Genomic DNA, 22,804 nt, shown 5'->3' on the forward strand with positions numbered 1-22,804 from the left:
CTGGTTGTCCGTCAACGGTGAGGATACCCCGCCTGTCCCGGTACATGCACCGCAACCGTATCACCAGCCTTCACCGTTCCCGGACGCTCCACCCAGGCGGTGAAGCCGCGCAGGTGTTTGGCCTTGGTGACGAATTTCGATCCTTTGCCGGGGTGGTGTTCATCGATCACGCGGGCGGGGTAGATGCAGGGCATGTTTTCCAGGTCGACGACGAGGGTCAGGCCGCTGGAGAACTGCAACCGGCTGGACGGCGGCAGCAGGGTCAGGTGGGGGATGCCGGACAGCATTAGATTTGCGCCCAGCCAGGCGGGCGGCAGGGTGTCGATGCCCAGCTTGTCGGCGATGATCGCCAGTTCTTCCTGGGACACGACGGTGATCTGGCGCGTGTTGCGGATTTCCGTGCCTTCGGGATAGAGGTCCTTCACCCGCACGCAGCTGGGCCGGGTCAGGCCCGCATGGGTGTCGCCCGGTAGGCCTTCCAGGGAGACGAAGACCTCTCCGGTCTCGCCCGGCGCGTTTACCGTCGCATCCTCGCTGACGATGGAGGCAGCGCTGTCCCGACAGAACAGGATTTCCGCCACCACGCCCGTCAGGTCCGTCTTTTCCAATACCGCCATTGTCGTCCCCGTTTCATCGTCCGTCGAATAGGTTTAGCTAGAGGTAGCGGTATCCGTATCTTGCGGCAATCGGGGATGCGGCGTTTACCGGTGAGCCCGTTAGCAGCCGAAGGAGACAGGACAATGACGGACCATCCCTTGAAACAGGTGATCGCGGCGGCGGACCGGGCGATTTCGGCGCGAGACTTCGACGCCGTTCTGGAATTCTATGCCGAGGATGCGGTGCTGGTCGTGAAGCCGGGCATGATGGCGCGCGGCAAGGCGCAAATTCGGGAGGCGTTTATCGCCATCGACGCCTATTTCGGCGGCGACCTGACGGTGACTCAGGGCGACATGCAGGTGGTCGAGGGGGCGGGTACGGCGCTGGTCATCATGGAAACCCATCTGGATTTTCCGGGCGAGGGCGGGTTGCGCATTCAGGAAACGCGGCACGCGACCTATGTCTTCCGCAAGGACGCGGCGGCGGATATGGATGGGGCGGACGGCGACGGCGCGGGCGAGGAAGGTGCGGGCGAGGAAGGTGCGGGTCAGGGGCGCTGGCTGTGCACGGTCGACAATTCCTATGGGACCGAATTGCTCGACCCGGCATGACGGCGGCGCGGTTTCTCAACTTCATTCATCGCAATCCGGTCAATGCGGCGATTCTGGAACGGTTGGGGGACTTGCCGTTCGATACTTGGCTGACCTCCGGGGCGTTGGCGCAGACGATTTGGAACATCGCGGCGGGATGGGACGCGGCGGCGCATATCGGCGATTACGACCTGATGTATCTGGACCGGGACACGTCCTGGGAGGTGGAGGACGCCGTTATCCGGCAAACGGCGCAGCTGTTCGCCGATCTGCCGGTGACGGTGCAGATCCGCAATCAGGCGCGGGTGCCGATCTGGTACGAGGCGAAATACGGCCTGCGCTATCCGCCGGTGCGCAAGGCACAGCACGCCGTCCTGCGTTTCCCGACGAAGACCAGTGCGATTGCGGTGACGCGGGATGCGGATGGATCGGACAGGCTCTATGCGCCGTTCGGCGTCGGCTATGCGCTGGACGGGAAGATCAGGCCGAACCGGCGGCTGGACATCCCCGGCGTCTATCGGGAAAAGGCGGCGAAGTGGCGGGCGATCTGGCCCTTCCTGGATGTGGCCGACTGGTAGGTCAGACCGGCAAGGTCGCCAATCCGTCCGGCAGCCCGACCGGTAGCGGACCCAGTTTCCGCAGTGCCGCCAGCATGGCCAGGCTGTATCCGAACGGCCCCATGCCGCAGATCACGCCGCTGGCGACCGTCGACATGATCGAATGGCGGTGCAGTTCGTCGCGGGCATGGATGTTGGAGATATGAACTTCCACGATCGGCCCGTCGAAGGTCTTCAGGGCGTCCAGCAGCGGGATGGAATGGAAGGACAGGCCCGCCGGATTGATGACGATGGCGTCGCTGGATTTCCGGGCCGCGTGAATCCAGTTGATCAATTCCCCTTCGAAATTCGATTGGAAGAAATCGATGTCGACCCCCAGTGTGGCGGCGAGGGCACGGCAGCCTTTTTCGACCTCCGGCAGGGTCGTCGCACCATAGATTTCCGGCTCGCGTTCCCCCAACAGGTTCAGGTTGGGGCCGTTCAGGACGGTGATATGGGGCATCTGCGTTTCCTTCGCTGCGGGCGGTTTTATGTCAGTTCCATGTGGACGATATCGATGCGCGGTCCATTGTCACCATGGATGAAGTGGCCCTTGGAAACGGCGCGAAATCCGTGATGGGCGTAGAATGCCTCGGCATTCAGCGTCGCCTCGAGGTGAATGGGGCCGTCCCAATCCCGCCGCGCGGTGTCGATCCCGATATCCAAAAGTTTGCGGCCTAAGCCCTTGCCCGCCGCCTCGGGTCTCAGGAACAGGCGTGTTACCTCCCCCGGAATTGCGGCAACGAAGCCTAATACGTCCCCGCCGTCGGTCACGGCCACGAAGGCGCCTCCCGTGTCGATGATCGCGTCATAGGATTGCGCGGTCCGGTTATCCATCCACCTATCGATGATGTCGGCGGGGTAATGATCCCTGGCCAATGCGTAAACGGAAGCGCGCGTTACGGCCAACAGTGCCGCCCCTTCGCCCGGGCGCGCGGGTCTGATCGCCGTGTTCATGCCGTCCCCTATTTCGACAGAGCCGCGCGCATGGCGGCGACGGCGTCTTCCACCCCGGCGCGGGTCACGTCCAGATGGGTGACGGCGCGCATCATGGTCGGGCCGAAGGCGCCGATGCGGATGCCCTGTTCCATCAATTCGCCCGCTAGGGCGACGGCATTCATCTTTGCCGCCTCCGTGACATGGAACAGGACGATATTCGTCTGCACCGTCGCTGGGTCCAGGTCGATGCCGGGCAGGTCCGCGATCCCGTCCGCGAAGAGCTTCGCATTGGCATTGTCGTCTGCCAGCCGGTCCAGGTTGTTGTCGAAGGCATAGAGACCGGCGGCGGCCAGATAGCCGGACTGTCGCAGCGCGCCGCCCATGCGCTGCTTGATCCGCCAGGCCTCCGCGATGAAGTCTTTCGACCCGGCCAGCACCGCCCCGACCGGGCAGCCCAGCCCCTTGGACAGGTCCAGCCAGACGCTGTCCGCCGCCCGGGCGAAGCGCGCGGCGGAAACATTGGTCGCCGCGACCGCATTCATCAGCCGTGCCCCGTCGATATGCAGCGCGAGACCGCGTTCCTGCGCCAGTTCCCCCAAGGCGTCGATGCGGTCCACGGCCCAGACGGTGCCGCCGCCCAGATTGGCGGTTTGTTCGACCTCCAATAACGTGACACGCGGGGCATAGCGATTGCCCGGCGCGGGCAGGGCGGCGCAGGCTTGGTCCACGGTATATACGCCGCGATCCCCGTCGAGGGGCAGTATATTTGCCCCCGCCGTCGCCCCCGCGCCGCCGCCTTCGAACCCGATGATGTGGGATGTCTTGTCCGCCAGCACCGCATCGCCGGGACGGCAGTGGATTTGAATGGCGATCTGGTTGCACAAGGTGCCGGACGGCAGAAACAGGGCCGCTTCCTTCCCCAACAGCGCGGCGGCGCGGTTTTCCAACGCCAGCGTCGTCGGGTCTTCCAATGCCTGCTCGTCGCCGACTTCGGCCTGCGACATGGCCTGGATCATGGCCGGCGAGGGCCGGGTCTTGGTGTCGCTGAACAGGTCGATGCGGATTTTGCTGTGTTGCGTGCTGCCGGCCATGACGGTTCCCCCATACTTTCAGAACGGGGATCGTTGAGCCGCGGGCCATCCTATGTCAAATACAACGCGCGGCGACCCGAATACCGGTTAAGGGAAAGACATATGCTCGGTACCATCGATACGATCCGACTGTTCGTGTTCGACCTGAAGAAGTCGATCCCGTTCTATACCGACGTTCTGGGCAACGAACCCGCCTTTCAGGACGAAGACTGCGCGATCTTTCAATCCGGCACGGTGAAGCTGATGCTGGAACGGGTTCTGCCGGACGATGCGGATGAGGAAGAAATGGTCGGTCGATTCACCGGCATTTCCTTCGCCGTTCAGGATATCCGAAAGGCCTTCGCCGAATTGCAGGCGCGGAAGGTTCAGTTCGACGGCCGCCCAGAAATCCAGCCCTGGGGCGGGGCGCTGGCGCATTTCTTCGATCCCGACGGAAATGTCCTGACCCTGGTCCAATATCCGACACCGGATTGACAGCGGTATTTCGGCAGGCAGGTTGCGAATCGCCGAATCCGGGACTAGGTAAGGGAACACGTAAATTTCCTGAAAGTCCGGTCCGTGGCCCAGAAAGACATCCGTATCGCGCCGTCCATCCTGTCCGCCGATTTTGCCGAATTGGGCGCGGAAGTGCGGGCGATCGACGCTGCGGGCGCGGATTTCATCCATATCGACGTGATGGACGGCCATTTCGTCCCCAATATCACCATCGGCCCGGGGGTTGTGAAGGCGCTCCGCCCCCATTCCAAAAAGGTCTTCGACGTGCATCTGATGATCGCGCCGGTCGATCCCTATCTGGAAGATTTCGCGGCGGCGGGGGCGGATATCTTGTCTGTCCATCCGGAAGCCGGGCCGCATCTGCACCGCACGCTTCAGACTATCCGTGGCTTGGGAAAGAAGGCGGGCGTCGTCCTGAATCCGGCGACGCCGGTGACGGCGGTGGAACCGGTCATGGATCTGGTCGACCTGATCTTGGTCATGTCGGTGAACCCCGGCTTCGGCGGGCAGAGCTTCATCGAGACGCAATTGGAAAAGATCGCGACCCTGCGCGGGATGATCGACGCGACGGGCCGGGACATCGATTTGGAAGTCGACGGCGGCATCAATTTCGAAACGGCGCCGAAGGCCATCGCTGCGGGCGCGGACGTCCTTGTAGCGGGGACCGCGACCTTTACCGGCGGGCCGTCGGCCTATGCCGCGAATATGACCCGGCTGCGGGGTGCGTGACGGTGGGGAACGGTAACTGACCATGCCCACCGCATCGGTCTCGTCCGGTTTTGTTCCGAACAACCCCATGGGGACGGAATTGCGCTATCGCTTTGCCAGATTGGCCCGGTTCCTGGGCTTTTACGGGTCGCTGATCGGCGGGCCCAGGCCCGGTGCGCCCATGCGGACGGCAAGCGACCCCTGGCCCGGCGACCCGGCGATCGGGCGGTCGATTATCTCCGGCAGATTGGTGTTCGACGGGGTTACCCTGACGGCCGCCGACAATCCCTGGACGGTGGACGGCGCGTCGCAGGTCTGGTTGCGCGCGGCGCACAGTTTCGAATGGCTGCGCGATCTGGCCGCCGCAGGGGGCGAAGATGCTGAACAAACTGCCCAATCGCTGCTGGCCGCCTGGTTGGCCGCCGATGCCGTCCGGAAGCCGGCCAGCGATCCGATCGCCTGGTCGGCGGGGGTGACCGGCCGACGCGTCCGGGCCTGGCTGTACCATTGGCGCTTGCTGACGGACGGTGCGAGTTTCGATTTGAAGAACCGTTTGATGGATGCCCTGGGACGGCATATCCGGCATCTGGGTTTCGTCGCAGGGATCGAAGGCGCCGGGCGGGATCGGCTCAGCGGATTGATCGGGCTGGTGCAGGGCAGCCTGATGTTGACGGCGTTTGAATCTCGGCTGCCGAAAGCGGTCGCGGCGCTGGAACGCGAATTGTCCTTTTCGATCCTGCCGGACGGGTGCCACGCGACGCGCAGCCCGCGCATGCAGTTTGAGGCGATGCGCGACACCGTCGGCCTGCGTGATTTGTTTCAGGAACTGCATCAGGAAGTGCCCCTGGGGCTGGTCACGGCCATCGACCGTATGGCCCCGGTGCTGCGGTTCTTCCGGCATGGCGACGGGAAGCTTGCCTTGTTTCATGACAGCCGCGAAGGCGACGCGGAAGAAATCGACAGCCTTCTTGGGCAGGCGGATGCGCGGGGTCGCGCCCCGATCCGCTGCCCGCATGGCGGTTTCGAACGGTTGATCGCCGGAAAACTGAACGTCCTGATCGATGCCGGGGCACCGCCGAACGCGCCTTACGATTCCCTGGCGCATGCCGCGCCGCTGGCGATGGAGGTCAGCTACGGCACGGAACGCCTGATCGTGAATTGCGGGGCGTCGCGCGTGGCGGAAGGCGATTGGGCCCGTGCCCAGCGCAGCACGGCGGCCCATTCGACCCTGGGTGTGGAAGACACGAATGCCGACGAGATCGGACCGGACGGGCGCATCGGTCGCCGCCGGGCCAGCACGGTCGTGGAACGGAACGAAGCGGACGGCGCCGTCTGGATCGAAATGTCCCATGACGGCTATAAGAAGCCGTTCGGCCTGACCCATACGCGCCGCGTCTATCTGGCGTCGGAAGGATCGGACCTGCGCGGCGAGGATCGTCTGGAAGGCGGGGAGGGGCATCCCTTCACCCTGCGTTTCCATCTGCATCCGAAGGTTCAGGTGTCGTTGCTGGCAAACCAATCGTCGGCGCTGTTGAAGACGCCGAACGGGTCGGGCTGGCGCTTCCGTGCGGCGGGCGGCAGCATGTCGCTCACCGACAGCGTTTATCTGGGCGGCCCGCAAGATTCCAAACGCACCCAGCAGATCCTGATAACGGGTGTGACCGGCCCCGACGGATCGGCGATCAAATGGGCGTTGCAACGGGAAAGCAAACGCTAGGGCCCTGTTCCCGAATGCGATTGATGGGACTTGCAAAATGGCGCGGCACGCCGTTGAAACCGACCGCCTCCTGCTGCGGCGGTGGCTTGATAAGGATTACGCGCCCTTCGCGGAAATTTGCGCCGATCCCGCGGTGATGCGGTATATCGGCAACGGTTCAACGCGCACCGCGGAACAGGCATCAAAAGCGATCATCAAGTTCGAAACGGAGTGGGCTGAAAAAGGGTACGGCTTGTTCGCCGTTGAGCAAAAACAAACGGGTGAGTTTATCGGATTTACGGGCTTCTCTTGGCCCGGTTTCTTGCCCGAAGTCCTACCTTCCGTCGAAATCGGCTGGCGGTTTTCAAAGCACTGTTGGGGAAACGGATATGCGAGCGAAGCTGCATCGGCCGCCCTGTCCTATGGAACGAGCGCCTTACACCTGACCGATATCGTCAGCATCTATCAGATCGGAAACGCGGCATCGGAACGCATCATGCAAAAGCTCGGCATGGTCTTCGATTGCAAGACCGTTGATCCGACATGCGGGCGTGACGTGGCCGTTTACCGCCTGCCGCAGGGATAACGTGAACCGCTGCGTTCGGCGGAACGGATGTCACGGATCGCGGCTCAATCCCTTGGCGTCCAGATTGTTCAGATAGGCCTCCCAGCGGGCATCCTGGTTCTTCCCCAGTTCGTACAGATACTGCCAACTGAAGATGCCGGTATCGTGCATGTCGTCGAAATGGATGCGAACGGCATAGTTGCCGACAGGCTCCAGTTTCATGATGCCGACATGGCGGCGTCCGGAGACGGTCTGTTTCTGGCTGGGCGCATGACCTTGAACTTCCGCCGACGGGCTTTCGACGCGCAGAAGTTCGGCGGGATAGGAAAAGGTCGTGCCGTCGTCGAAGGCGATCTCCAGACGCTTTTCGTCCTTTTTATGCCGGACTTCGACGGGCCAGACCTTCGTCGAATAGGTGTCGCCGTTTCCCGTGGCGGCCATCGGATCAGTCCGCCTTCAGTTCCCGGGCTTCTTCCGGCAGCATGATCGGAATGCCGTCGCGGATCGGATAGGCCAGACCAGCGGCGTCGCTGATCAGTTCCTGCGCCTCCGCGTCATAACGCAGCGTCGCATGCGTTACCGGGCAGACGAGGAATTCCAGCAGCTTCCGGTCCACGCCGGGACGTTTCGCATCGGTGGAATCTTGTCCGGTCTGCTGCGTATCCTCGGCCATGGCGGGTGTCCTCGCGGTTGGAGTTATTGCTTGGGTTTGTCGCCGCCGTCGCAGCATGTGTCAAGAACAGCCATTTCGATCAGCGCGGTCAGAACCTTCGCGCGGTCAGCCAGGCTAGGCGCTTCCAGCAGGGCCTGCTTCTCTGATGCGGTAAACGGGCAGATCATGGACAGGGAATTGATCAGCCGTTCATTCGGCGTTTCGCGCAACGCCAACCAGCTTGCTTCAATCCCCTGGTTGGCGAAATAAGGCTGAAGGCATTTGAACAGGGCTTCGCGCGGGATGGTCTCGTCTTCCGGCGGATCGATATCGTTCTTGAACGTGGCCCAGTCCGGCGTGACCCGTCGGTAGCCATGCTCCGTCGGCAATTCCTCAACGATCTTGAAACGACCAATGCCTTTCAGGCTGATCAGGAAACGCCCGTCTTCCGTTTCCTCAAAGCACGTGATGCGGCCCGCGCAGCCGGTCTTGTAAACGGCGGGTTCGCAACCCGCCGCCGTTGGGCAGGGCTGGATCATGCCGATCATCCGGTCGGATGCCAGTGCATCCTGGATCATGTTCAGATAGCGCGGTTCGAAGACGTTCAGCGGCAAGATCCCGCGCGGCAGAAGCAGCACACCGGCCAGCGGGAAAATCGGAATCGTCGCCGGCAGATCTTCGAAACGGGGATCGAACTGACTCATATCTAACGTTACACCCTTCGCGCACGGTTTCCCGACGGATCGGCCCGACAGCAACGCCCGGCGGACCGGTTCGAAGGTGTCGGGTGCTGCTGCTCGCTCTTAGCTGAACAACAGCGACGAAAGCCGACGTCGGCCGGACACGACAACCGGGTCGGTCGGGCCCAGTGCTTCGAACACTTTCAGTAATTGTAGGCGCGCGGCGTCGTCATTCCAGCCCCGATCCGTCTGAACGATGGTCAGAAGGTTGTCGACGGCTTCTTCACTGCGACCCGTCGCGGCCTGGGCGTCGGCCAGATCGAAGCGCGCCTGATGGTCTTTCGGATTGGCGGCGAGTTTGGCTTCCAGCGCGGCCAGTTCGGCTTCCGCCTCGCCGGATTTGGACGCCAGTTCCAGGGCGGCGCGGGCGGAGGCCACATCCGGGTCCTGCTGTTTCGCTTCCGGAATTTCCGCCAGCACGGCGGCGGCGGCTTCCAATTCGCCCAGTTTGATATAGGCCTGGACCAACTTGGCCGCGGCCTTCGTATGTTCGTGGTCGTGTTCCAGCACTTGGCCGTAGATCCCGGCGGCGGTCGCGTAATCGCCCGCCTCTACCGCTGCCGCAGCCTGTTCCATCGCGTCTTCGATCGGGTCGCCGCCCTCGCCGCCGCCCATTTGGATCAGGCGGTTGACGAACTCCTTGATCTGGCTTTCCGGCAGGGCGCCCGCGAAACCGTCGACCGGACGGCCGCCGACAAAGCCGAAAACGGCCGGAATGGACTGAACGCGCAACTGACCGGCGATGCCCGGGTTCTCGTCGATATTGATCTTGACCAGCCGGGCCTTGCCGCCCGAATTTCGGATGACCTTTTCAAGCGCCGGGCCCAATTGCTTGCACGGGCCGCACCAGGGGGCCCAGAAATCGACGATGACCGGAACTTCCATACTGGCGTCCATGACATCGGCGCGGAAAGTCGCGTCGGTACCGTCGATGATCGCGGCACTGCCCGCCTGTGCGTCAGCCTGTCCGATGAGGGGTTCCATGATCTTTAGCTCCCTTAAGTCGTCAATGCGCCCGGACCCGACCGGAGCGTCAGTGATCTAGTTCTTTTCCTGCCCGGACTCAAGGTCCGGCCCGGAAAAATAGGCGGCGCAGCGCGCCCTTATGCGTCTGTCAGAGGTTCGGTGAAATCGATCAGCAAGGGATCATATCCCTGATCCTTCAGGAAGGCCATCAGCCCGGCACCGGAAACGGCTGTCGTCCGATCGTTGCGCAGGGGATGGCAATTCACCGTTTCCGCCGTCGGGATGTCCGCGTCCAGAACCATGGTCACTTGCCGGTCCGTATCGTTGATGACGCCGAACGGCGTGACCGCGCCGGGAATGACCCCTAGGACTTCCATCAGCAATTCCGGATTGCCGAAGCTCAAATTCCCCTGCGCGCCCAGCCGTTGTTTCAACGCCTTCAGGTCGACGATGCGGTCTTCCTCCACCGTGCACAGCCACAGGCGCTTTTTCTTGTCGCGCAGAAACAGGTTTTTGATATGCAGTCCGTCCAATTCGCCGCGCAGACGCTGGCTGTCCTCGACGGTATAGAGCGGCGCGTGGTCGACCGTTCGATGGTCGATTCCCAGCGCGTCCAATGTGGCGAAAAGGTCGGCTTCCGTCTTCGGCATAATGGGGTCCCGTGTGCAATCATCTTCGTCGATAGGAGGGGTAGCCTATTCCCAAGTCGCGGAAAACCCGCATCGGCCCAAGAAATTTCAATCCTGCCATTTTTCTTTCGAAAACGGGCTTGCTATGCCGACGAAGTTAAGTATATATCCCCCCGCCTCCGCAGTGAGGCGCGGCCAGCGGCGCCACGGCGCGGTTCGGCCACATGGATGCGGGCGTAGCTCAGGGGTAGAGCACAACCTTGCCAAGGTTGGGGTCGGGCGTTCGAATCGCCTCGCCCGCTCCAGTTTCTCTCAAAACAATCGAAACTGGTGCGGATCCGCCGCTTGAAGCGGTGTTACGACCGTCGAATTCTGCCTTTGGGAAGTCTGATATCGACGGTGGTGCCTTTGCCGCGCGCGCTGTCGATGCTGATCGCGCCGCCATGTAATTCCACCAGACGCTTTGCGATCGGAAGCCCCAAACCGGCGCCGTCCGGGGCATCTCTTTGCGTCGCGGCCAAACGTCCAAAAGGTTCGAAGACGCGCCCGACATCGTCAAGATCGATACCTATTCCCTGATCCTGAACGCGAATGAGAATGCTGTCGTGATCGACTTTCGTGACAATCTGAACGTCGGTCCCGGTTGGGGAATACTTTATGGCGTTGGCGAGAATGTTCAGCACCGCCTGTTTCAGCTTTCTGTAATCGGCACAGATGCTGCACGGAATGCCGGACATTTGCGTCGTCAGACCTATGCTTGCCTTCACGGCGATGGGAAGCATCATATTCACGCAATCGCTGATTAAGTCGGCGACGGCGAATTCCTCATCATAAAGGTCCAACGTTCCGGCCTCGACCTTTGCCAGGTCCAGCAGATCCGAAATCAAGGCGAGTAGATGATTGCCGGAGTCTTGGATGTCGGTGATATATTCCCGGTGCTTCTCGTTTTCGATTGGACCGAAGACGCCTGAAATCAAGGCTTCCGATAGGCCGATGATCGCGTTCAACGGTGTCCGTAGCTCATGGCTCATATTCGCAAGGAAGGCGGATTTCGCGGTGTTGGCCGCATCCGCTGCCGCGCGGGCCTGTTCCAGCTCCGCCGTCTTCTCCTTCAACTCGGTAATATTCGTCGCAAAACCGACAACGGCGCCGCTGGGTGTACGAACCTTGATGATGCGGAACCATCCGCGATTGGGATAGAACCGGTCCGTCGGCTGGCCGGTGGCATCACGCTGCGCCTTCACCCGGTCCGCGATATGCGCCTCCAGATCATCCGCGTCGACGACACTTTTCGCGGATTCTCTAACAAGGTCTTCATAGCGAATGGGGGAATTGCCGCTGCGCTCTCGAACGGTGTCGAAAGCGGCGCCATGGACCCATTTATAAAGCTCGTTACAGGCGATGAGATTGTCGTCGTGGTCATAGACGGCGACGGGGCCGGGGAATTCCTGAATGGATTCCCTTAAAATCAGCGCGTCCGCTGCATTCCGCGCGGCTTGTTTCGAATCTAGAACCATTGACGAATCTCAGTCTTCCGACTTTGTCGGGACCGTCGCTGAATCAGTGACGGCGTATCAAGAGAGACTTTAGTGGGAAATAGTTAAGAAAATCTCAGTTCTTCGAAAATCGGCTTAGGGCCCGGCGCAGGCGCGGGGCCGCATAGTCCAGGAAACTGCGCAGTTTTAAAGGCATCTGCCCGCGAGATGCATGAATCAGATGAATCGGCAAAGGGGCCGGTTCGAAGGTTTCCAGCACAATTTGCAACTGACCGGCATCGACGGCATCCGCGACCTGATAATGCAACAGCCGCGCAATGCCGGTGCCGCGAATGGCCGCGTCGGCGACCGCTTGCGTGGTCGTGACGGATAGACGGGGCGTTTGCTGGGTGACGTCGGGACCGGCCAGGGATTGACCGGGAATCGCGCCATCGAATTGCGGCAGGGGACCGTCGAATACGACGGTCGGATAGCGGGCTAGTTCGTCCGGGATCGTCGGGATGCCATGAATTTTTATCAGGTCGGGACTGGCAACGGTCACCTTGCGCATAGCGCCGATCCGTGTCGCGACCATGCCACTGTCGGGCAAGGCCCCGATCCGAACCGCCATATCGACATGATCGTCGATCAGATGGACGTTTCTGTCGGACAGCAATAGGCGGATGTTGATTTCCGGATAGGCGGCGAGGAAGTCGGTGACGACCGGAAGCACGTGAAGGCGCCCGAACAGGATCGGGGCGCTGAGCGTCAAGTCGCCCTTCGGTGTGGAAAACTCGCCGGCCGCCTCGCGCTCCGCGTCCTCCACCCTTTCCAGAATGCCGCGCGCCGCGGCGACATAGCGCAGACCGGCATCGGTCAGCGAGAGTTTCCGTGTCGTGCGGGTGAGGAGCCGCGCGCCCAATAGGGCTTCCAGGTCCGAAATCTTACGGCTGATGGTCGGGACGGGGATGTTCAAGGCCCTGCCGGCGGCTGAAAAGCTGCCGGTTTCCACCACGCGCAGCAGCAGGGACATGGCTTCCAATCGGTCCATCTATCTTTCCGGAAAATGGAAAAGAATATTACGATATGGATGTATTAATTTAAAAATCAAAAAGAGTAAATCTCTTGGCGAGCGAGCCAATTCCGGTTCGACCGAAAACAGGAGATTGCAAATGACCCGAGTTTCCCTTCCGTCCCGTGACGACGCCCCGGATGCTTCCAAGCCGACTCTGGATGCCGTGCAGAAGCAATTGGGTGCCCTGCCGAACATGTTCCGGGCGCTCGCCAACAGCCCCGCCGCGCTGAACGGGTTCGCCGCCTTCAACGGCGCGCTCGGCAAGGCGCTGGACCTCAAGACGCGCGAACGGATCGCGCTGGCGGTGGCCGAAGTCAACGGCTGCGATTATTGCCTGTCGGCCCATACCTATCTGGGCCTCAACCTGGCGAAAATCGATGCCGCCGAAATCGCACTGAACCGCAAGGGCGGTTCCGGCGATCCGAAAGCCCACGCCGCCGTCAGCTTCGCCGCCAAGATAGCGCGGGAACGCGGCCATGTCGGTGATGCGGATATCGCGGCCGTGCGCAATGCCGGTTATTCCGACGGCCAGATCGTGGAGATTGTCGCGCTGGTGGCGGAAAACACCTTCACGAACTTCCTGAACGAAGTCGTCCAGACCGACATCGACTTCCCGGTCGTTCGCCGTGCGGAAGCGGCTTAATATAGACGAAGCCGGGGCCCGATTGGCCCCGGCTTCGCCCTTTCTGTTAGGGAGACAGTTCATGCCTTACGGTTTTTTGGATATCGCGATCACGCCCGGCGTCCGGGCCGCGCAGTCTGAAATGGGGGCGGATCATCTGTGGAGCACTTTCGGCGGCGATCGCCGTTTCGACCGCTTCACGGAAAATGAGAAAGCCTTCATCGCGGAACAGGACAGCTTTTATATGGCGAGCGTGTCGGAGACCGGTTGGCCCTATGTCCAGCACCGGGGCGGCCAGCCCGGCTTCCTGAAGGTGGTCGACGACCGCACGCTGGCCTTCCCGAATTTTCGGGGCAATCGCCAATATATAAGTCAGGGCAATCTGACGACAAACGGCAGGGTCTGCCTGTTCCTGATGGATTATGCCCGGCGGGCCCGTTTAAAAATTTATGCGACCGGGCAAGCATTGACGCCGGATCAGGATCCGGAATTGACGGCGCGTTTCATCGATCCGGATTACCGGGCGAAGGTCGAACGGATATTCAAACTGCGGCTGGAGGCATTCGACTGGAATTGCAGTCAGCACATCACGCCACGCTATCCGGAACGAGAGGTCGCCACCGCGATCGTCAACCTGCGGCACCGTATTCAACAACTGGAAGCGGAGAATGCGGAACTGCGTGCGAGGCAGGCGGACCAGCATTAGCCGCAGCCCCCTCGGTATCCTGCCCGATAATGCCGCATGCCGTGTGTTTTTTGAGGGGAAGACACGCGGTTGTCGGCATTCTCATTTCCGAATTTGCGGATTATGATGCGGAAATATTTTGCGATTGGGATCGGCCCAGGGGTAGGGAGTCCGCGTCCTTTATGTCTAAACAGTACGATTTCAGTTACCTGCGCGTCCTTGTGGTCGATGACAGCCGCTTCATGACACGGGTTGTTTCGCAAATGCTGGAAGCATTCGGCGTGCGGAACATTGCGACTGCCTATTCCGGCTATGACGCGTTCCATCGGGCGAAGGAGTTCGGCCCGGATATCGTCATTTCCGATTGGGACATGGACGGCGGCGGCGGGCCGGAACTGGTCAGCCTGCTGCGCGACCGCGATGAAAGTCCCTGTCCCTATGTCGGTATCATCATGCTGACCGGCTATGCCGAACGTCGTCGCGTGTTGCAGGCGCGGAATATGGGCATCACGGAATTCCTGGCGAAGCCGGTTTCGGCCAAGGCGTTGCTGGCCCGACTGATCAACATGGTCGAACAGCCCCGCCCGTTTATCCGTGTCCGCGACAATCGGTATTTCGGGCCGGATCGGCGCCGCGTGGTCGGCGACCGGTACAAGGGGCCGGAACGGCGTACCAAGTACAAGCCGAAACCCACCCGTGTGGGGGTATCCTAAACGATGACCGATTCAGAAGACCGGAAAGACGGCCGTCCCTTCCGACGGTCGGACGTGGAAGTCCTGATGCCGCGCCCACTTTCGGAAAAGGTGCCGGTCGTCGGCGGCATCAAGACGAACGACGCCCTGCAACGGGCGGAAGAGGCTCTGGCCCGCATTGCCGATGAATTTGACGGTTTGCTGGCGGAGGAACTGGCGGCGCTGGATGAATTGATGGCGGATTACATGGTCTCCAAATCGTCGGAGACCCTGGATAAGCTGTTCCGCCGTATTCACAACCTGCGTGGCCAGGGGACGACCCTGGGCTATCCGCTGGTGACACGGATCGGATCGTCCTTCTGCGGCTACCTGATCGAACGCAACCCGGATCGCCCGTTACGCCCCGATTTGGTGGAGCAGCACCTCAAGGCGCTGCATATCGTCATGAAGGAAGGCAAGAATGCGGACGCCGATTCCACCGCCCATGCCGTTGCCGAGGCACTGGAACAAGCGGTTCAACGCGAAAAGCTCTGAGGGTCAGGCCAGGACCGAACTCATCAGCAAAAGGGCGATCCCGGCGGCGGAATAAAGAAGACACGCGCCCACGATAAACAGCAGGACGGTCAGAATGCTGCGCCGGACATTCAGCGACGCTTCTTCCTTATGCCGGGATTTCGGACGGCGCTCCCGCCCAAGAACGACCCGGATATAGATGGGGCCGCCGAACCACGGCAACCGATAGCGCGCGTCGAGGCCATGGCCGTTGCCTTGCCAGACACGCCCGCCGTTCCCCCGCGGCGATCCTCCGAACTCTACGGATTCCGATAAGTCCCCTGCGCTTGCCGACATGATAGCCCCCTTGTCATGTAACGACGGTATACCGCGTTACACGGAAACTTAAAATATGCCCGCCAAATTGCCTATGGCGACAGACATTTAGCTGAACTATTGTGACAACAACAACGGCGGCTGAAGCGTGCCCGCAGGTCGATATCATTGATCTTCACGGCGGGGCCGCGTTTTCGGCCAGCCCAGCATAATATCGGGAGAGCCTCGGGATGCCGGATCGTATCGATGCCCGTAAGAGCGAACTGCTCGAACAGGTCCACGCGCTGATTGACGCCAGGATCAAGTCGGAACAGCGGGAAGCGGCGCATGTCTTCGCCTCGCATTACTATCGCAATGCGGCGCCGGAAGACATCTGCGAGCGGGAGGCCGAAGACCTGTATGGTGCGGCGATGTCGATGTGGGGCTTCGGTATGGAGCGCACGCCCGGCAAGCCCAAGATACGCGCGTATAATCCGCGTTTCGAAAACCACGGCTGGCATTCTCCTCATACCGTGATCGAAATCGTCAACGACGACATGCCCTTCATCGTCGACAGCGTGACGATGGAACTGTCGCGGCAGATGTATACCGTGCATGTCCTCGTCCATCCGGTATTCGGCGTGGAACGCGATGCCAAGGGCAAGGCGAAGAACTTCCCGGATTCCGACGCCGATGTTTCCAAGATGCCGAAGGAAAGCTTCATCCATGTCGAAGTGGACGAACAATCCGCGCCGGAGGTTTTGAAGGCGATCGAAGACGGTCTGCACGGTGTTTTGGAGGACGTTCGATCCTGCGTCGAAGACTGGCGACCGATGCGGGAGATCAGCCTTCAGATCAAAAAGGAACTGGACAAGACCCCACCCAAAGGCATCGACAAGAACACTGTCGAGGAAACCAAGGCCTTCTTGCAATGGCTGCATGACGACCATTTTACCTTCATGGGCTATCGCGACGTCGACTATGTCGGAACCGGTAAGAAGGCGAAGCTGGAAATCGTATCCGACAGTGGGTTGGGCATTCTGCGCGACACCGAACGACAGGTGTTCGAAGGCTTGCGGAATCTGGGCGACATGCCGGTCGAAATCCAGGCCCATATGCGCCTCCCCGATCTGGTGCGCATCACCAAGGCGAACAACCGGTCGACCGTGCACCGCCGCGTTCATATGGACACGATCGCGATTAAGAAATTCGACAAGGACGGCAATGTCACGGGCGAACGTCTGTTCATCGGATTGCTGACCTCCGTCGCCTATAACCAGTCGCCGACTGAAATCCCGTTGCTGCGGCACAAGGTCAATGCCTGCGTCGCGGCCTTCGGGTTCGAACCGGGCGGTCATTCGTCCAAGGCACTGATGCATGTCCTGGAAACCTACCCGCGGGATGAGTTGTTCCAGATTTCGCTGGAAACCCTGATCGATATTTCCAGCGGTATCCTTTATCTGCAGGAACGTCAGAAGATTGCGGTCTTCATCCGCAACGACGCGTTCCAACGCTATGTCTCCGCGCTGGTCTATGTGCCGCGCGACCGCTTCTCGTCCTCCCTGCGTCATCAGATCGGCGACCGGATCGCCCGCGAATACAACGGAACGATTGCCGCCCACTATACCTTCATGACCGATGAACCGCTGACTCGCGTGCAGTTCATCGTGAAGACCCAGCCGGGCAAAGTGCCGGAGGTCGACCGCAAGGAACTGGAAACCCGTCTGGCGGAAGAAACGCGAACTTGGGAAGACCGTCTGCGCCAAACGCTGGTGGAAAAGCTGGGCGAGGAACGGGGGATCGGTCTCTATTACCGATATCGGGAAGCCTTCCCGCATGCCTATACGACGGATTTCAATACTCAGACCGCGTGCTTCGATATCGAACAGATCGAAAGGGCGCTTCGCTCCGGCACGCCCGAGGTCAATCTCTATCATCCGATCGAGGCCGGTGCGCATCAACTGCGCTTCAAGATTTACAGTCCCCACCGCTCGCTGATCCTGTCGGCGGTGATGCCCATGCTGGAAAATATGGGCGTCATGGTGATGGAAGAGCTGCTGTACGAAATTCATCCGAAATCGTCGAATACGGGCCCCGGCGCGGTCCGCGCGCAGGTCGAAGCCGCGCAAATAGATTCCGTCTACATGCACGATTTCGCCATGGAAAGCCGCGATGGCGAGGATATCGATTTCCAGGCCGTGCGGCAGGTCTTCCACGACTGCTTCATGCGCATTCTGGCCGGGGAGGTTGAAAACGACGGCTTCAATCGGCTGGTCCTGTCGGCGGGACTGTCCTGGCGCGATGTCGTGATCTGCCGGGCCTATTCGAAATATCTGCGTCAGGCCGCGATTCCCTTCTCGCAGGATTACATGGCCGATACGCTCGCCAAAAATCCGGAAATCGCGCGCTGCCTGACGAAACTGTTCGCGGTCCAGTTGGACCCCGACTACAAGGACGATCGGTCGGCCGGGGCGAAACTTTGCGTCGATAAGATCGAGACCGCGCTGGATGCGGTCAGCAACCTGGATGAAGACCGCATCCTGCGCCGGTTCCTGAACGTCATCCAATGCACCTTGCGGACCAACTTCTATCAGCCCGGCGCCGACGGACAGCCGAAGTCGTACCTGTCCCTAAAGCTGTCCAGCCGGGATATCGTGGAAATTCCGCAGCCCGCGCCATTGCGCGAAATATTCGTCTATTCCGCCCGATTCGAGGCCGTGCATTTGCGTTTCGGCCTTGTTGCGCGCGGCGGGCTGCGCTGGTCCGACCGGCGGGAGGATTTCCGCACGGAGGTTCTGGGCCTCGTGAAGGCGCAGCAGGTGAAGAACGCGGTGATCGTGCCTGTCGGGTCGAAAGGCGGCTTCGTCTTGAAGAAAGCGCCGCCGTCTTCGGACCGCAAGGCCTTCCTGGAAGAAGGTATCGCCTGCTATCAGCTGTTCATTTCCGGCATGTTGGACATCACCGACAATCTGGTATCGGGCGGTGTCGTGCCGCCGGAACGCGTGGTGCGCCGGGACGATGACGATCCCTATTTGGTTGTGGCGGCGGATAAGGGGACGGCGACCTTCTCCGACTTCGCCAACGCGATTTCCATTAAATACGGGTTCTGGCTGGGCGACGCTTTCGCATCGGGCGGTTCGGAAGGATACGACCACAAGAAGATGGGCATCACGGCCCGTGGTGGATGGGAGGCGGTGAAGCGCCATTTCCGCGAGATGGGCCGCGACATCCAGACGGAAGATTTCACCGTCGTCGGTGTCGGCGATATGGGTGGAGATGTGTTCGGCAACGGTATGTTGTTGAGCGAGCACATCCGCCTGCAGGTCGCGTTCAACCATCTGCATATCTTTATCGACCCGACCCCGGACGCCGCCGCGACCTTCAAGGAACGCAAGCGTCTGTTCGAGGCGGTGAAGGGGTGGAATGAATACGATACCTCCCTGATTTCCAAGGGCGGCGGGATTTTCGAACGGTCCGCCAAGTCGATCAAACTGACGCCGGAAATCAAGAAGCTGCTGGGCGTTACGGAAGACAGCTTGCCGCCCAGTCAGGTGATCAAGGCCGCGTTGAAAATGCCGGTCGATCTGTTGTGGTTCGGCGGGATCGGCACCTATGTGAAACATAGCGACGAAAGCCATGCGGATGTCGGCGACCGGGCGAACGAGGCCCTGCGCGTCGATGGGGCGGAACTGAATTGCAAAGTCGTGGGTGAGGGGGCCAATTTGGGCGTCACGCATCGCGCGCGGATCGAATTCGCGCGTAAGGGCGGGCGCATCAATACCGACGCGATCGACAATTCGGCCGGCGTCGATTGTTCCGACCATGAAGTGAATATCAAAATCCTTCTGGGCGATGTCGTGCAACGCGGCGACATGACGGAAAAGCAGCGCAATTCCCTGCTGGAGGAAATGACGGACGAGGTCGGCCGTCTGGTGCTGCGTGACAACTATCAGCAGACACAGTCCCTGTCTGTCGAACTGTCCCAGGCGGAATCGCTGTTGGATCGGCATCAGCGTTTGATCCGGTCGATGGAACGGTCCGGCGATTTGAACCGCCGCCTGGAATTTCTGCCGGACGATGAGGAAATCGCCGAACGCATGCAGAAGAAAGAAGGGCTGTGCCGCCCGGAACTGGCGGTCATCCTGGCCTATGCGAAGAACATTACTTACCGGGATTTGCTGGACTCCCAATTGCCGGACGATCCGATGCTGGAGCCGGACCTGTTCCGGTATTTCCCGGAACCGCTGCAAAAGAAGTTCGCGGCCAATATCCGCAGCCACCGTCTGCGCCGGGAAATCATCGCCACGGCGGTGACCAATTCGATGATCAATCGGACGGGGCCGAATTTCGTCAACGAAATGCATCAGCGTACCGGCATGGATCCGGCGGAAGTCGCCCGTGCCTATACCGTCGTGCGTGACGTGTTCGGTCTGCGCGCCCTGTGGGAAGGCATCGAGGAACTGGACAACAAGGCGGAAGCCAAGATCCAAATCCGGATGCTGCGTGAAACCGAACGGACGATTGAGCGCATGACCGAATGGTTCCTGCGCAATTCCGAACATCCGATCGATATCAAGGGCAGCATCGAAACCTTCCAGCCGGGCGTTGCGACGCTTCAGGATCAGTTGGACGATATCCTGTCCGATTTCGCGAAGGCGGATGTGCAGAAGCGGTTGGAACGGTTCTCCGGCAAGGGCGTTCCGGCGGAACTGGCCTTGCAGGTGGCACAATTGAAGGTGCTGTCGTCGGCCTGCGACGTGGTCCGGTTGGCGGGCCAGGCGGAAGCGCCGGTCGCCGATGTCGGGCGGATCTATTCCGCTGTCGGATCACGCTATGGCCTGGACTGGCTGCGGTCCGCCGCGAACCGAATTCCGTCGGACAATCAATGGCACCGCCTCGCGCTTAGCGCCATCATCGACGACCTTTGGGGGCTTCAGTTCGAAATCGCCGGGCGCGTTCTGGCCCGCGTCGGGACCGGTGCCGATGCGGTTGACGAATGGTGCGCCTTGCGGGCCGAAACCGTGGAGCGGTTGGACGGGCTGCTGGGCGAATTGCGCGCCCTGCCGCAGTTGGACCTCGCCATGCTGGCCGTCATGAACCGCGAATTGCGCAATCTTTTCGCGGCATAACACGGTAGGGCTCATGGATCAGTCGGATATCCTCCGCGCCTTGCGCGCGAAGGCGGAACAGTTGGACCTTGAAGACGGTTTGGCCGAACGGGCCTGCCTTTTCGATTTGCCGCGCGCGATGATTTATCTGGACGGCAACTCGTTGGGGCCGCCGCCGCACGGCGTCGTGGATCGTCTGACCCGCGTCGCCGGGCAGGAATGGGGCGTCGACCTCATCACCTCCTGGAACAAGAACCGGTGGATGGAGTTGAGCAGCCGGGTCGGGGCGAAGATTGCAGCGGTCGTCGGAGCTGAGTCGGCTAGTGTCCGGGCTTGCGACTCCACGTCGATCAATGTGTTCAAGGTTTTGTCGGCGGCCCTGCCGCTGCGACCCGCCCGAAGGGTTGTCGTGTCAGAACGCGGCAATTTCCCGACCGACCTGTACGTGACGCAACAGTTGCTGGCCGGGTTGGGGGATGGATACGAGCTTCGCCTGATTGATGACGCGGCAACCGATCTGGACGCGGCCTTGGACGACACAGTCGCCGCCGTGTTGCTGACCCAGGTGGATTACCGGACGGGTCGGAAACTGGATATGAAATCGGTCAGCGCGCGTATTCACGACGCCGGGGCGCTGGCCATTTGGGATTTGGCGCATAGTGCGGGTGCGTTTTCCGTCGCGCTGGACGCGGATGGTGCCGATTTTGCCGTTGGCTGCGGTTACAAATTCCTAAATGGCGGGCCGGGGGCGCCTGCCTTCCTCTATGTGGCGCGGCGGCACTGGAACGCGATGCCGATGCTGGCGGGGTGGATGGGGCATGCCGCCCCTTTCGCCTTCACCCCGGACTATCGGCCCGCCGAAGGTGTGGATCGCTTTCTCGTTGGTACACCATCCGTCCTGGCACTGTCGGCGCTGGAAACGGCGCTGGATGCCTATGGCGATATCGACATGGCGTCGGTACAGGCGAAGTCGTCCGCCCTGGGCGATTTGTTTATCGAGGCGGTGGAAACGCTGTGTGACGGGCAGGGGGTGACGCTTGCCAGCCCGTGCGATGCATCGGTTCGGGGGGCGCAGGTATCTTTCCGTCACGCGGAAGGATACGCCGTGATGCAGGCCCTGATCGCGCAGGGTGTGGTCGGTGATTTCCGGGCGCCGGACGTCATCCGATTCGGTTTCGCGCCGCTGTATCTGCAATATGCGATGATCGTGGATGCGGCGAAAATTCTATCGGATATTTTGCGAACGAAAGCCTGGGACCGCCCGGAATTCAAGGTCAGGGCTGCGGTTACCTGAAGTGGCGGGACCTGAAATGAAAAGGGCGGCCTAACGGCCGCCCTGATCGGAAACCTGTAACCCCGGATTTATTCCAGGATCGTCACGCCACCCGCGGCGACCGTGGTGCCCTGGGCCACGACATCGCAGCCGGTTTCGGCGGCGGCCAGCGTGATTTCCTGCTTCAGCGACGGCGACACGCGCATGGCATAGGCCAGCGCGATGCGCTTCAGATTCGGTTCCTTGTCGATCAGCAAGGCGCGGAAGGCGCTTTCCGCCCCGCCGCAGAAAGCATTGCGGTCCTGGGCATGCCGGACGGCGGCGTAGTTCGCGAGATCGGTCACGTAGGTGTTGATTTCGCGGGTGGCGGAAGCGCCGTGCAGTTTCTTGAAATAGGCTTTCAACTCGCCGCCGTATTTCTGCAGCTTGCCGCGATACTGAACCGCGAAGGCGTTGTACCGGTCGCGGTCGTTGCAGGACAGGGCGGCAACCATCAAATCCGATTGCAACGTCCGCACGGACAGGGCGAGCGTATGTTCCGGGGCAACCACGCCCAGGCAAGCCTGCGCGACACCGGAAATCGACACCGCCGCTGTCAAAACCATACCGACAGCACCGGCGCGCAAGGCACGCGAAACGCTTTTGGACCCTTTTCCGAAGGACATGCTGAACCGCCTCTTCTGCTGGGGCAGTGGGCGACGCACCGCGACGCGCCGACGATCACCACCCGTCCGTTGAAATGTGGCGGGAGTGTAGCGAAATCGTGCAAAGCCCCGCAAGGGCTTCCTTTCCCTCCCGCCGGA

General features: G+C 61.1%; 25 protein-coding genes and 1 tRNA gene. 13 read left to right on the forward strand and 13 right to left on the reverse strand.

Annotated elements, in window-relative coordinates; translation table 11 throughout:
- Nucleotides 1–11: 11 nt before the first annotated feature.
- Complete coding sequence (locus HH303_RS14880; RefSeq protein WP_169626159.1) at nucleotides 12–617, reverse strand: MOSC domain-containing protein; 606 nt, start codon at nucleotides 615–617, stop codon at nucleotides 12–14.
- Between the two features lie 123 nt (nucleotides 618–740).
- On the opposite strand from HH303_RS14880, the gene HH303_RS14885 reads away from it, so the two are divergent.
- Nucleotides 741–1,208, forward strand: a complete 468-nt coding sequence (locus HH303_RS14885; protein WP_169626160.1) for a YybH family protein — start codon at nucleotides 741–743, stop codon at nucleotides 1,206–1,208.
- Nucleotides 1,205–1,765 (forward strand): nucleotidyltransferase family protein, encoded by a 561-nt coding sequence (locus HH303_RS14890; protein ID WP_169626161.1) that lies wholly within the window; start codon nucleotides 1,205–1,207, stop codon nucleotides 1,763–1,765. Before HH303_RS14885 ends, HH303_RS14890 begins: the two co-directional genes overlap by 4 nt.
- Nucleotide 1,766: 1 nt before the next feature.
- Here HH303_RS14890 and aroQ read toward each other — a convergent pair whose 3' ends face one another.
- Genes aroQ through HH303_RS14905 form a run of 3 tightly spaced genes read right to left on the reverse strand, consistent with a single transcriptional unit; the run spans nucleotide 1,767 to nucleotide 3,813 of the window.
- The gene (gene aroQ / locus HH303_RS14895) at nucleotides 1,767–2,246 is read right to left on the reverse strand and encodes a type II 3-dehydroquinate dehydratase (protein WP_169626162.1); all 480 of its coding nucleotides are present in this window, start codon (nucleotides 2,244–2,246) and stop codon (nucleotides 1,767–1,769) included.
- 26 nt (nucleotides 2,247–2,272) lie between these two features.
- Nucleotides 2,273–2,740: a GNAT family N-acetyltransferase gene (locus HH303_RS14900; RefSeq protein ID WP_169626163.1), complete on the reverse strand. Its 468-nt coding sequence runs from the start codon at nucleotides 2,738–2,740 to the stop codon at nucleotides 2,273–2,275.
- An 8-nt stretch (nucleotides 2,741–2,748) separates the two neighbouring features.
- Nucleotides 2,749–3,813, reverse strand: a complete 1,065-nt coding sequence (locus tag HH303_RS14905; RefSeq protein WP_169626164.1) for a threonine aldolase family protein — start codon at nucleotides 3,811–3,813, stop codon at nucleotides 2,749–2,751.
- A 102-nt stretch (nucleotides 3,814–3,915) separates the two neighbouring features.
- On the opposite strand from HH303_RS14905, the gene HH303_RS14910 reads away from it, so the two are divergent.
- The 4 genes from HH303_RS14910 to HH303_RS14925 all read left to right on the forward strand — a co-directional run bounded on the left by HH303_RS14910 (nucleotide 3,916) and on the right by HH303_RS14925 (nucleotide 7,298).
- A complete protein-coding gene (locus tag HH303_RS14910; RefSeq protein WP_169626165.1) occupies nucleotides 3,916–4,287 on the forward strand; it encodes a VOC family protein in 372 nt (123 codons plus the stop codon).
- 84 nt (nucleotides 4,288–4,371) lie between these two features.
- The gene (gene rpe / locus HH303_RS14915) at nucleotides 4,372–5,037 is read left to right on the forward strand and encodes a ribulose-phosphate 3-epimerase (protein WP_169626166.1); all 666 of its coding nucleotides are present in this window, start codon (nucleotides 4,372–4,374) and stop codon (nucleotides 5,035–5,037) included.
- 22 nt (nucleotides 5,038–5,059) lie between these two features.
- On the forward strand, nucleotides 5,060–6,733 hold the full coding sequence (locus HH303_RS14920; protein ID WP_169626167.1) for a heparinase II/III family protein: 1,674 nt from the start codon (nucleotides 5,060–5,062) through the stop codon (nucleotides 6,731–6,733).
- 37 nt (nucleotides 6,734–6,770) lie between these two features.
- The gene (locus HH303_RS14925) at nucleotides 6,771–7,298 is read left to right on the forward strand and encodes a GNAT family N-acetyltransferase (protein WP_169626168.1); all 528 of its coding nucleotides are present in this window, start codon (nucleotides 6,771–6,773) and stop codon (nucleotides 7,296–7,298) included.
- A gap of 30 nt (nucleotides 7,299–7,328) precedes the next feature.
- On the opposite strand, the gene HH303_RS14930 is transcribed toward HH303_RS14925, so the two are convergent.
- The 5 genes from HH303_RS14930 to HH303_RS14950 form a co-directional block, all read right to left on the reverse strand.
- Entirely contained in the window at nucleotides 7,329–7,718 is a 390-nt protein-coding gene (locus HH303_RS14930; RefSeq protein ID WP_169626169.1) for a gamma-butyrobetaine hydroxylase-like domain-containing protein, read from the reverse strand.
- A gap of 4 nt (nucleotides 7,719–7,722) precedes the next feature.
- Nucleotides 7,723–7,950, reverse strand: a complete 228-nt coding sequence (locus HH303_RS14935; RefSeq protein WP_169626170.1) for a Trm112 family protein — start codon at nucleotides 7,948–7,950, stop codon at nucleotides 7,723–7,725.
- Nucleotides 7,951–7,973: 23 nt separating this feature from the next.
- Nucleotides 7,974–8,633, reverse strand: coding sequence for an LON peptidase substrate-binding domain-containing protein (locus HH303_RS14940; RefSeq protein WP_169626171.1), 660 nt, complete (start codon nucleotides 8,631–8,633; stop codon nucleotides 7,974–7,976).
- A 99-nt stretch (nucleotides 8,634–8,732) separates the two neighbouring features.
- The gene (locus HH303_RS14945; protein WP_169626172.1) at nucleotides 8,733–9,653 is read right to left on the reverse strand and encodes a thioredoxin family protein; all 921 of its coding nucleotides are present in this window, start codon (nucleotides 9,651–9,653) and stop codon (nucleotides 8,733–8,735) included.
- 119 nt (nucleotides 9,654–9,772) lie between these two features.
- The gene (locus HH303_RS14950) at nucleotides 9,773–10,285 is read right to left on the reverse strand and encodes a prolyl-tRNA synthetase associated domain-containing protein (protein ID WP_169626173.1); all 513 of its coding nucleotides are present in this window, start codon (nucleotides 10,283–10,285) and stop codon (nucleotides 9,773–9,775) included.
- Between the two features lie 209 nt (nucleotides 10,286–10,494).
- On the opposite strand from HH303_RS14950, the gene HH303_RS14955 reads away from it, so the two are divergent.
- A tRNA-Gly gene (locus HH303_RS14955) sits at nucleotides 10,495–10,569 on the forward strand.
- Between the two features lie 51 nt (nucleotides 10,570–10,620).
- On the opposite strand, the gene HH303_RS14960 is transcribed toward HH303_RS14955, so the two are convergent.
- A complete protein-coding gene (locus tag HH303_RS14960; RefSeq protein ID WP_169626174.1) occupies nucleotides 10,621–11,781 on the reverse strand; it encodes a sensor histidine kinase in 1,161 nt (386 codons plus the stop codon).
- Between the two features lie 94 nt (nucleotides 11,782–11,875).
- Nucleotides 11,876–12,790 carry a LysR family transcriptional regulator gene (locus HH303_RS14965; protein WP_169626175.1) on the reverse strand — a complete coding sequence of 305 codons (915 nt, stop codon included), beginning with the start codon at nucleotides 12,788–12,790 and terminating at the stop codon, nucleotides 11,876–11,878.
- A 121-nt stretch (nucleotides 12,791–12,911) separates the two neighbouring features.
- On the opposite strand from HH303_RS14965, the gene HH303_RS14970 reads away from it, so the two are divergent.
- From HH303_RS14970 to HH303_RS14985, 4 genes are all read left to right on the forward strand, one after another.
- Nucleotides 12,912–13,457: a carboxymuconolactone decarboxylase family protein gene (locus HH303_RS14970; RefSeq protein WP_169626176.1), complete on the forward strand. Its 546-nt coding sequence runs from the start codon at nucleotides 12,912–12,914 to the stop codon at nucleotides 13,455–13,457.
- 61 nt (nucleotides 13,458–13,518) lie between these two features.
- On the forward strand, nucleotides 13,519–14,142 hold the full coding sequence (locus HH303_RS14975; protein ID WP_169626177.1) for a pyridoxamine 5'-phosphate oxidase family protein: 624 nt from the start codon (nucleotides 13,519–13,521) through the stop codon (nucleotides 14,140–14,142).
- Between the two features lie 161 nt (nucleotides 14,143–14,303).
- On the forward strand, nucleotides 14,304–14,834 hold the full coding sequence (locus tag HH303_RS14980) for a response regulator (protein ID WP_169626178.1): 531 nt from the start codon (nucleotides 14,304–14,306) through the stop codon (nucleotides 14,832–14,834).
- A 3-nt stretch (nucleotides 14,835–14,837) separates the two neighbouring features.
- Nucleotides 14,838–15,347 (forward strand): Hpt domain-containing protein, encoded by a 510-nt coding sequence (locus HH303_RS14985; protein WP_169626179.1) that lies wholly within the window; start codon nucleotides 14,838–14,840, stop codon nucleotides 15,345–15,347.
- Between the two features lie 3 nt (nucleotides 15,348–15,350).
- Here HH303_RS14985 and HH303_RS14990 read toward each other — a convergent pair whose 3' ends face one another.
- Nucleotides 15,351–15,662: a hypothetical protein gene (locus HH303_RS14990; protein ID WP_169626180.1), complete on the reverse strand. Its 312-nt coding sequence runs from the start codon at nucleotides 15,660–15,662 to the stop codon at nucleotides 15,351–15,353.
- Nucleotides 15,663–15,871: 209 nt separating this feature from the next.
- Here HH303_RS14990 and HH303_RS14995 point away from each other — a divergent pair, with 209 nt between their 5' ends.
- Together HH303_RS14995 and kynU are read left to right on the forward strand one after the other, a co-directional pair.
- A complete protein-coding gene (locus tag HH303_RS14995) occupies nucleotides 15,872–20,749 on the forward strand; it encodes an NAD-glutamate dehydrogenase (RefSeq protein ID WP_169626181.1) in 4,878 nt (1,625 codons plus the stop codon).
- A 13-nt stretch (nucleotides 20,750–20,762) separates the two neighbouring features.
- Nucleotides 20,763–22,022, forward strand: a complete 1,260-nt coding sequence (gene kynU / locus HH303_RS15000) for a kynureninase (RefSeq protein ID WP_169626182.1) — start codon at nucleotides 20,763–20,765, stop codon at nucleotides 22,020–22,022.
- A 68-nt stretch (nucleotides 22,023–22,090) separates the two neighbouring features.
- Here the strand turns inward: kynU and HH303_RS15005 are convergent, their stop codons facing one another.
- A complete protein-coding gene (locus tag HH303_RS15005; protein ID WP_169626183.1) occupies nucleotides 22,091–22,666 on the reverse strand; it encodes a hypothetical protein in 576 nt (191 codons plus the stop codon).
- Nucleotides 22,667–22,804 lie beyond the last annotated feature (138 nt).

The organism is Pacificispira spongiicola, assembly GCF_012926505.1.
GTDB classification, from domain to species: Bacteria; Pseudomonadota; Alphaproteobacteria; order UBA8366; family Aestuariispiraceae; genus Pacificispira; species Pacificispira spongiicola.

Coding starts and splice junctions, on each gene's coding strand:
- HH303_RS14880 (WP_169626159.1), bottom strand. CDS start 617: ATGGCGGTATTGGAAAAGACGGACCTGACGGGCGTGGTGGCGGAAATC.
- HH303_RS14885 (WP_169626160.1), top strand. CDS start 741: ATGACGGACCATCCCTTGAAACAGGTGATCGCGGCGGCGGACCGGGCG.
- HH303_RS14890 (WP_169626161.1), top strand. CDS start 1,205: ATGACGGCGGCGCGGTTTCTCAACTTCATTCATCGCAATCCGGTCAAT.
- aroQ (WP_169626162.1), bottom strand. CDS start 2,246: ATGCCCCATATCACCGTCCTGAACGGCCCCAACCTGAACCTGTTGGGG.
- HH303_RS14900 (WP_169626163.1), bottom strand. CDS start 2,740: ATGAACACGGCGATCAGACCCGCGCGCCCGGGCGAAGGGGCGGCACTG.
- HH303_RS14905 (WP_169626164.1), bottom strand. CDS start 3,813: ATGGCCGGCAGCACGCAACACAGCAAAATCCGCATCGACCTGTTCAGC.
- HH303_RS14910 (WP_169626165.1), top strand. CDS start 3,916: ATGCTCGGTACCATCGATACGATCCGACTGTTCGTGTTCGACCTGAAG.
- HH303_RS14920 (WP_169626167.1), top strand. CDS start 5,060: ATGCCCACCGCATCGGTCTCGTCCGGTTTTGTTCCGAACAACCCCATG.
- HH303_RS14925 (WP_169626168.1), top strand. CDS start 6,771: ATGGCGCGGCACGCCGTTGAAACCGACCGCCTCCTGCTGCGGCGGTGG.
- HH303_RS14930 (WP_169626169.1), bottom strand. CDS start 7,718: ATGGCCGCCACGGGAAACGGCGACACCTATTCGACGAAGGTCTGGCCC.
- HH303_RS14935 (WP_169626170.1), bottom strand. CDS start 7,950: ATGGCCGAGGATACGCAGCAGACCGGACAAGATTCCACCGATGCGAAA.
- HH303_RS14940 (WP_169626171.1), bottom strand. CDS start 8,633: ATGAGTCAGTTCGATCCCCGTTTCGAAGATCTGCCGGCGACGATTCCG.
- HH303_RS14945 (WP_169626172.1), bottom strand. CDS start 9,653: ATGGAACCCCTCATCGGACAGGCTGACGCACAGGCGGGCAGTGCCGCG.
- HH303_RS14950 (WP_169626173.1), bottom strand. CDS start 10,285: ATGCCGAAGACGGAAGCCGACCTTTTCGCCACATTGGACGCGCTGGGA.
- HH303_RS14960 (WP_169626174.1), bottom strand. CDS start 11,781: ATGGTTCTAGATTCGAAACAAGCCGCGCGGAATGCAGCGGACGCGCTG.
- HH303_RS14965 (WP_169626175.1), bottom strand. CDS start 12,790: ATGGACCGATTGGAAGCCATGTCCCTGCTGCTGCGCGTGGTGGAAACC.
- HH303_RS14970 (WP_169626176.1), top strand. CDS start 12,912: ATGACCCGAGTTTCCCTTCCGTCCCGTGACGACGCCCCGGATGCTTCC.
- HH303_RS14975 (WP_169626177.1), top strand. CDS start 13,519: ATGCCTTACGGTTTTTTGGATATCGCGATCACGCCCGGCGTCCGGGCC.
- HH303_RS14980 (WP_169626178.1), top strand. CDS start 14,304: ATGTCTAAACAGTACGATTTCAGTTACCTGCGCGTCCTTGTGGTCGAT.
- HH303_RS14985 (WP_169626179.1), top strand. CDS start 14,838: ATGACCGATTCAGAAGACCGGAAAGACGGCCGTCCCTTCCGACGGTCG.
- HH303_RS14990 (WP_169626180.1), bottom strand. CDS start 15,662: ATGTCGGCAAGCGCAGGGGACTTATCGGAATCCGTAGAGTTCGGAGGA.
- HH303_RS14995 (WP_169626181.1), top strand. CDS start 15,872: ATGCCGGATCGTATCGATGCCCGTAAGAGCGAACTGCTCGAACAGGTC.
- kynU (WP_169626182.1), top strand. CDS start 20,763: ATGGATCAGTCGGATATCCTCCGCGCCTTGCGCGCGAAGGCGGAACAG.
- HH303_RS15005 (WP_169626183.1), bottom strand. CDS start 22,666: ATGTCCTTCGGAAAAGGGTCCAAAAGCGTTTCGCGTGCCTTGCGCGCC.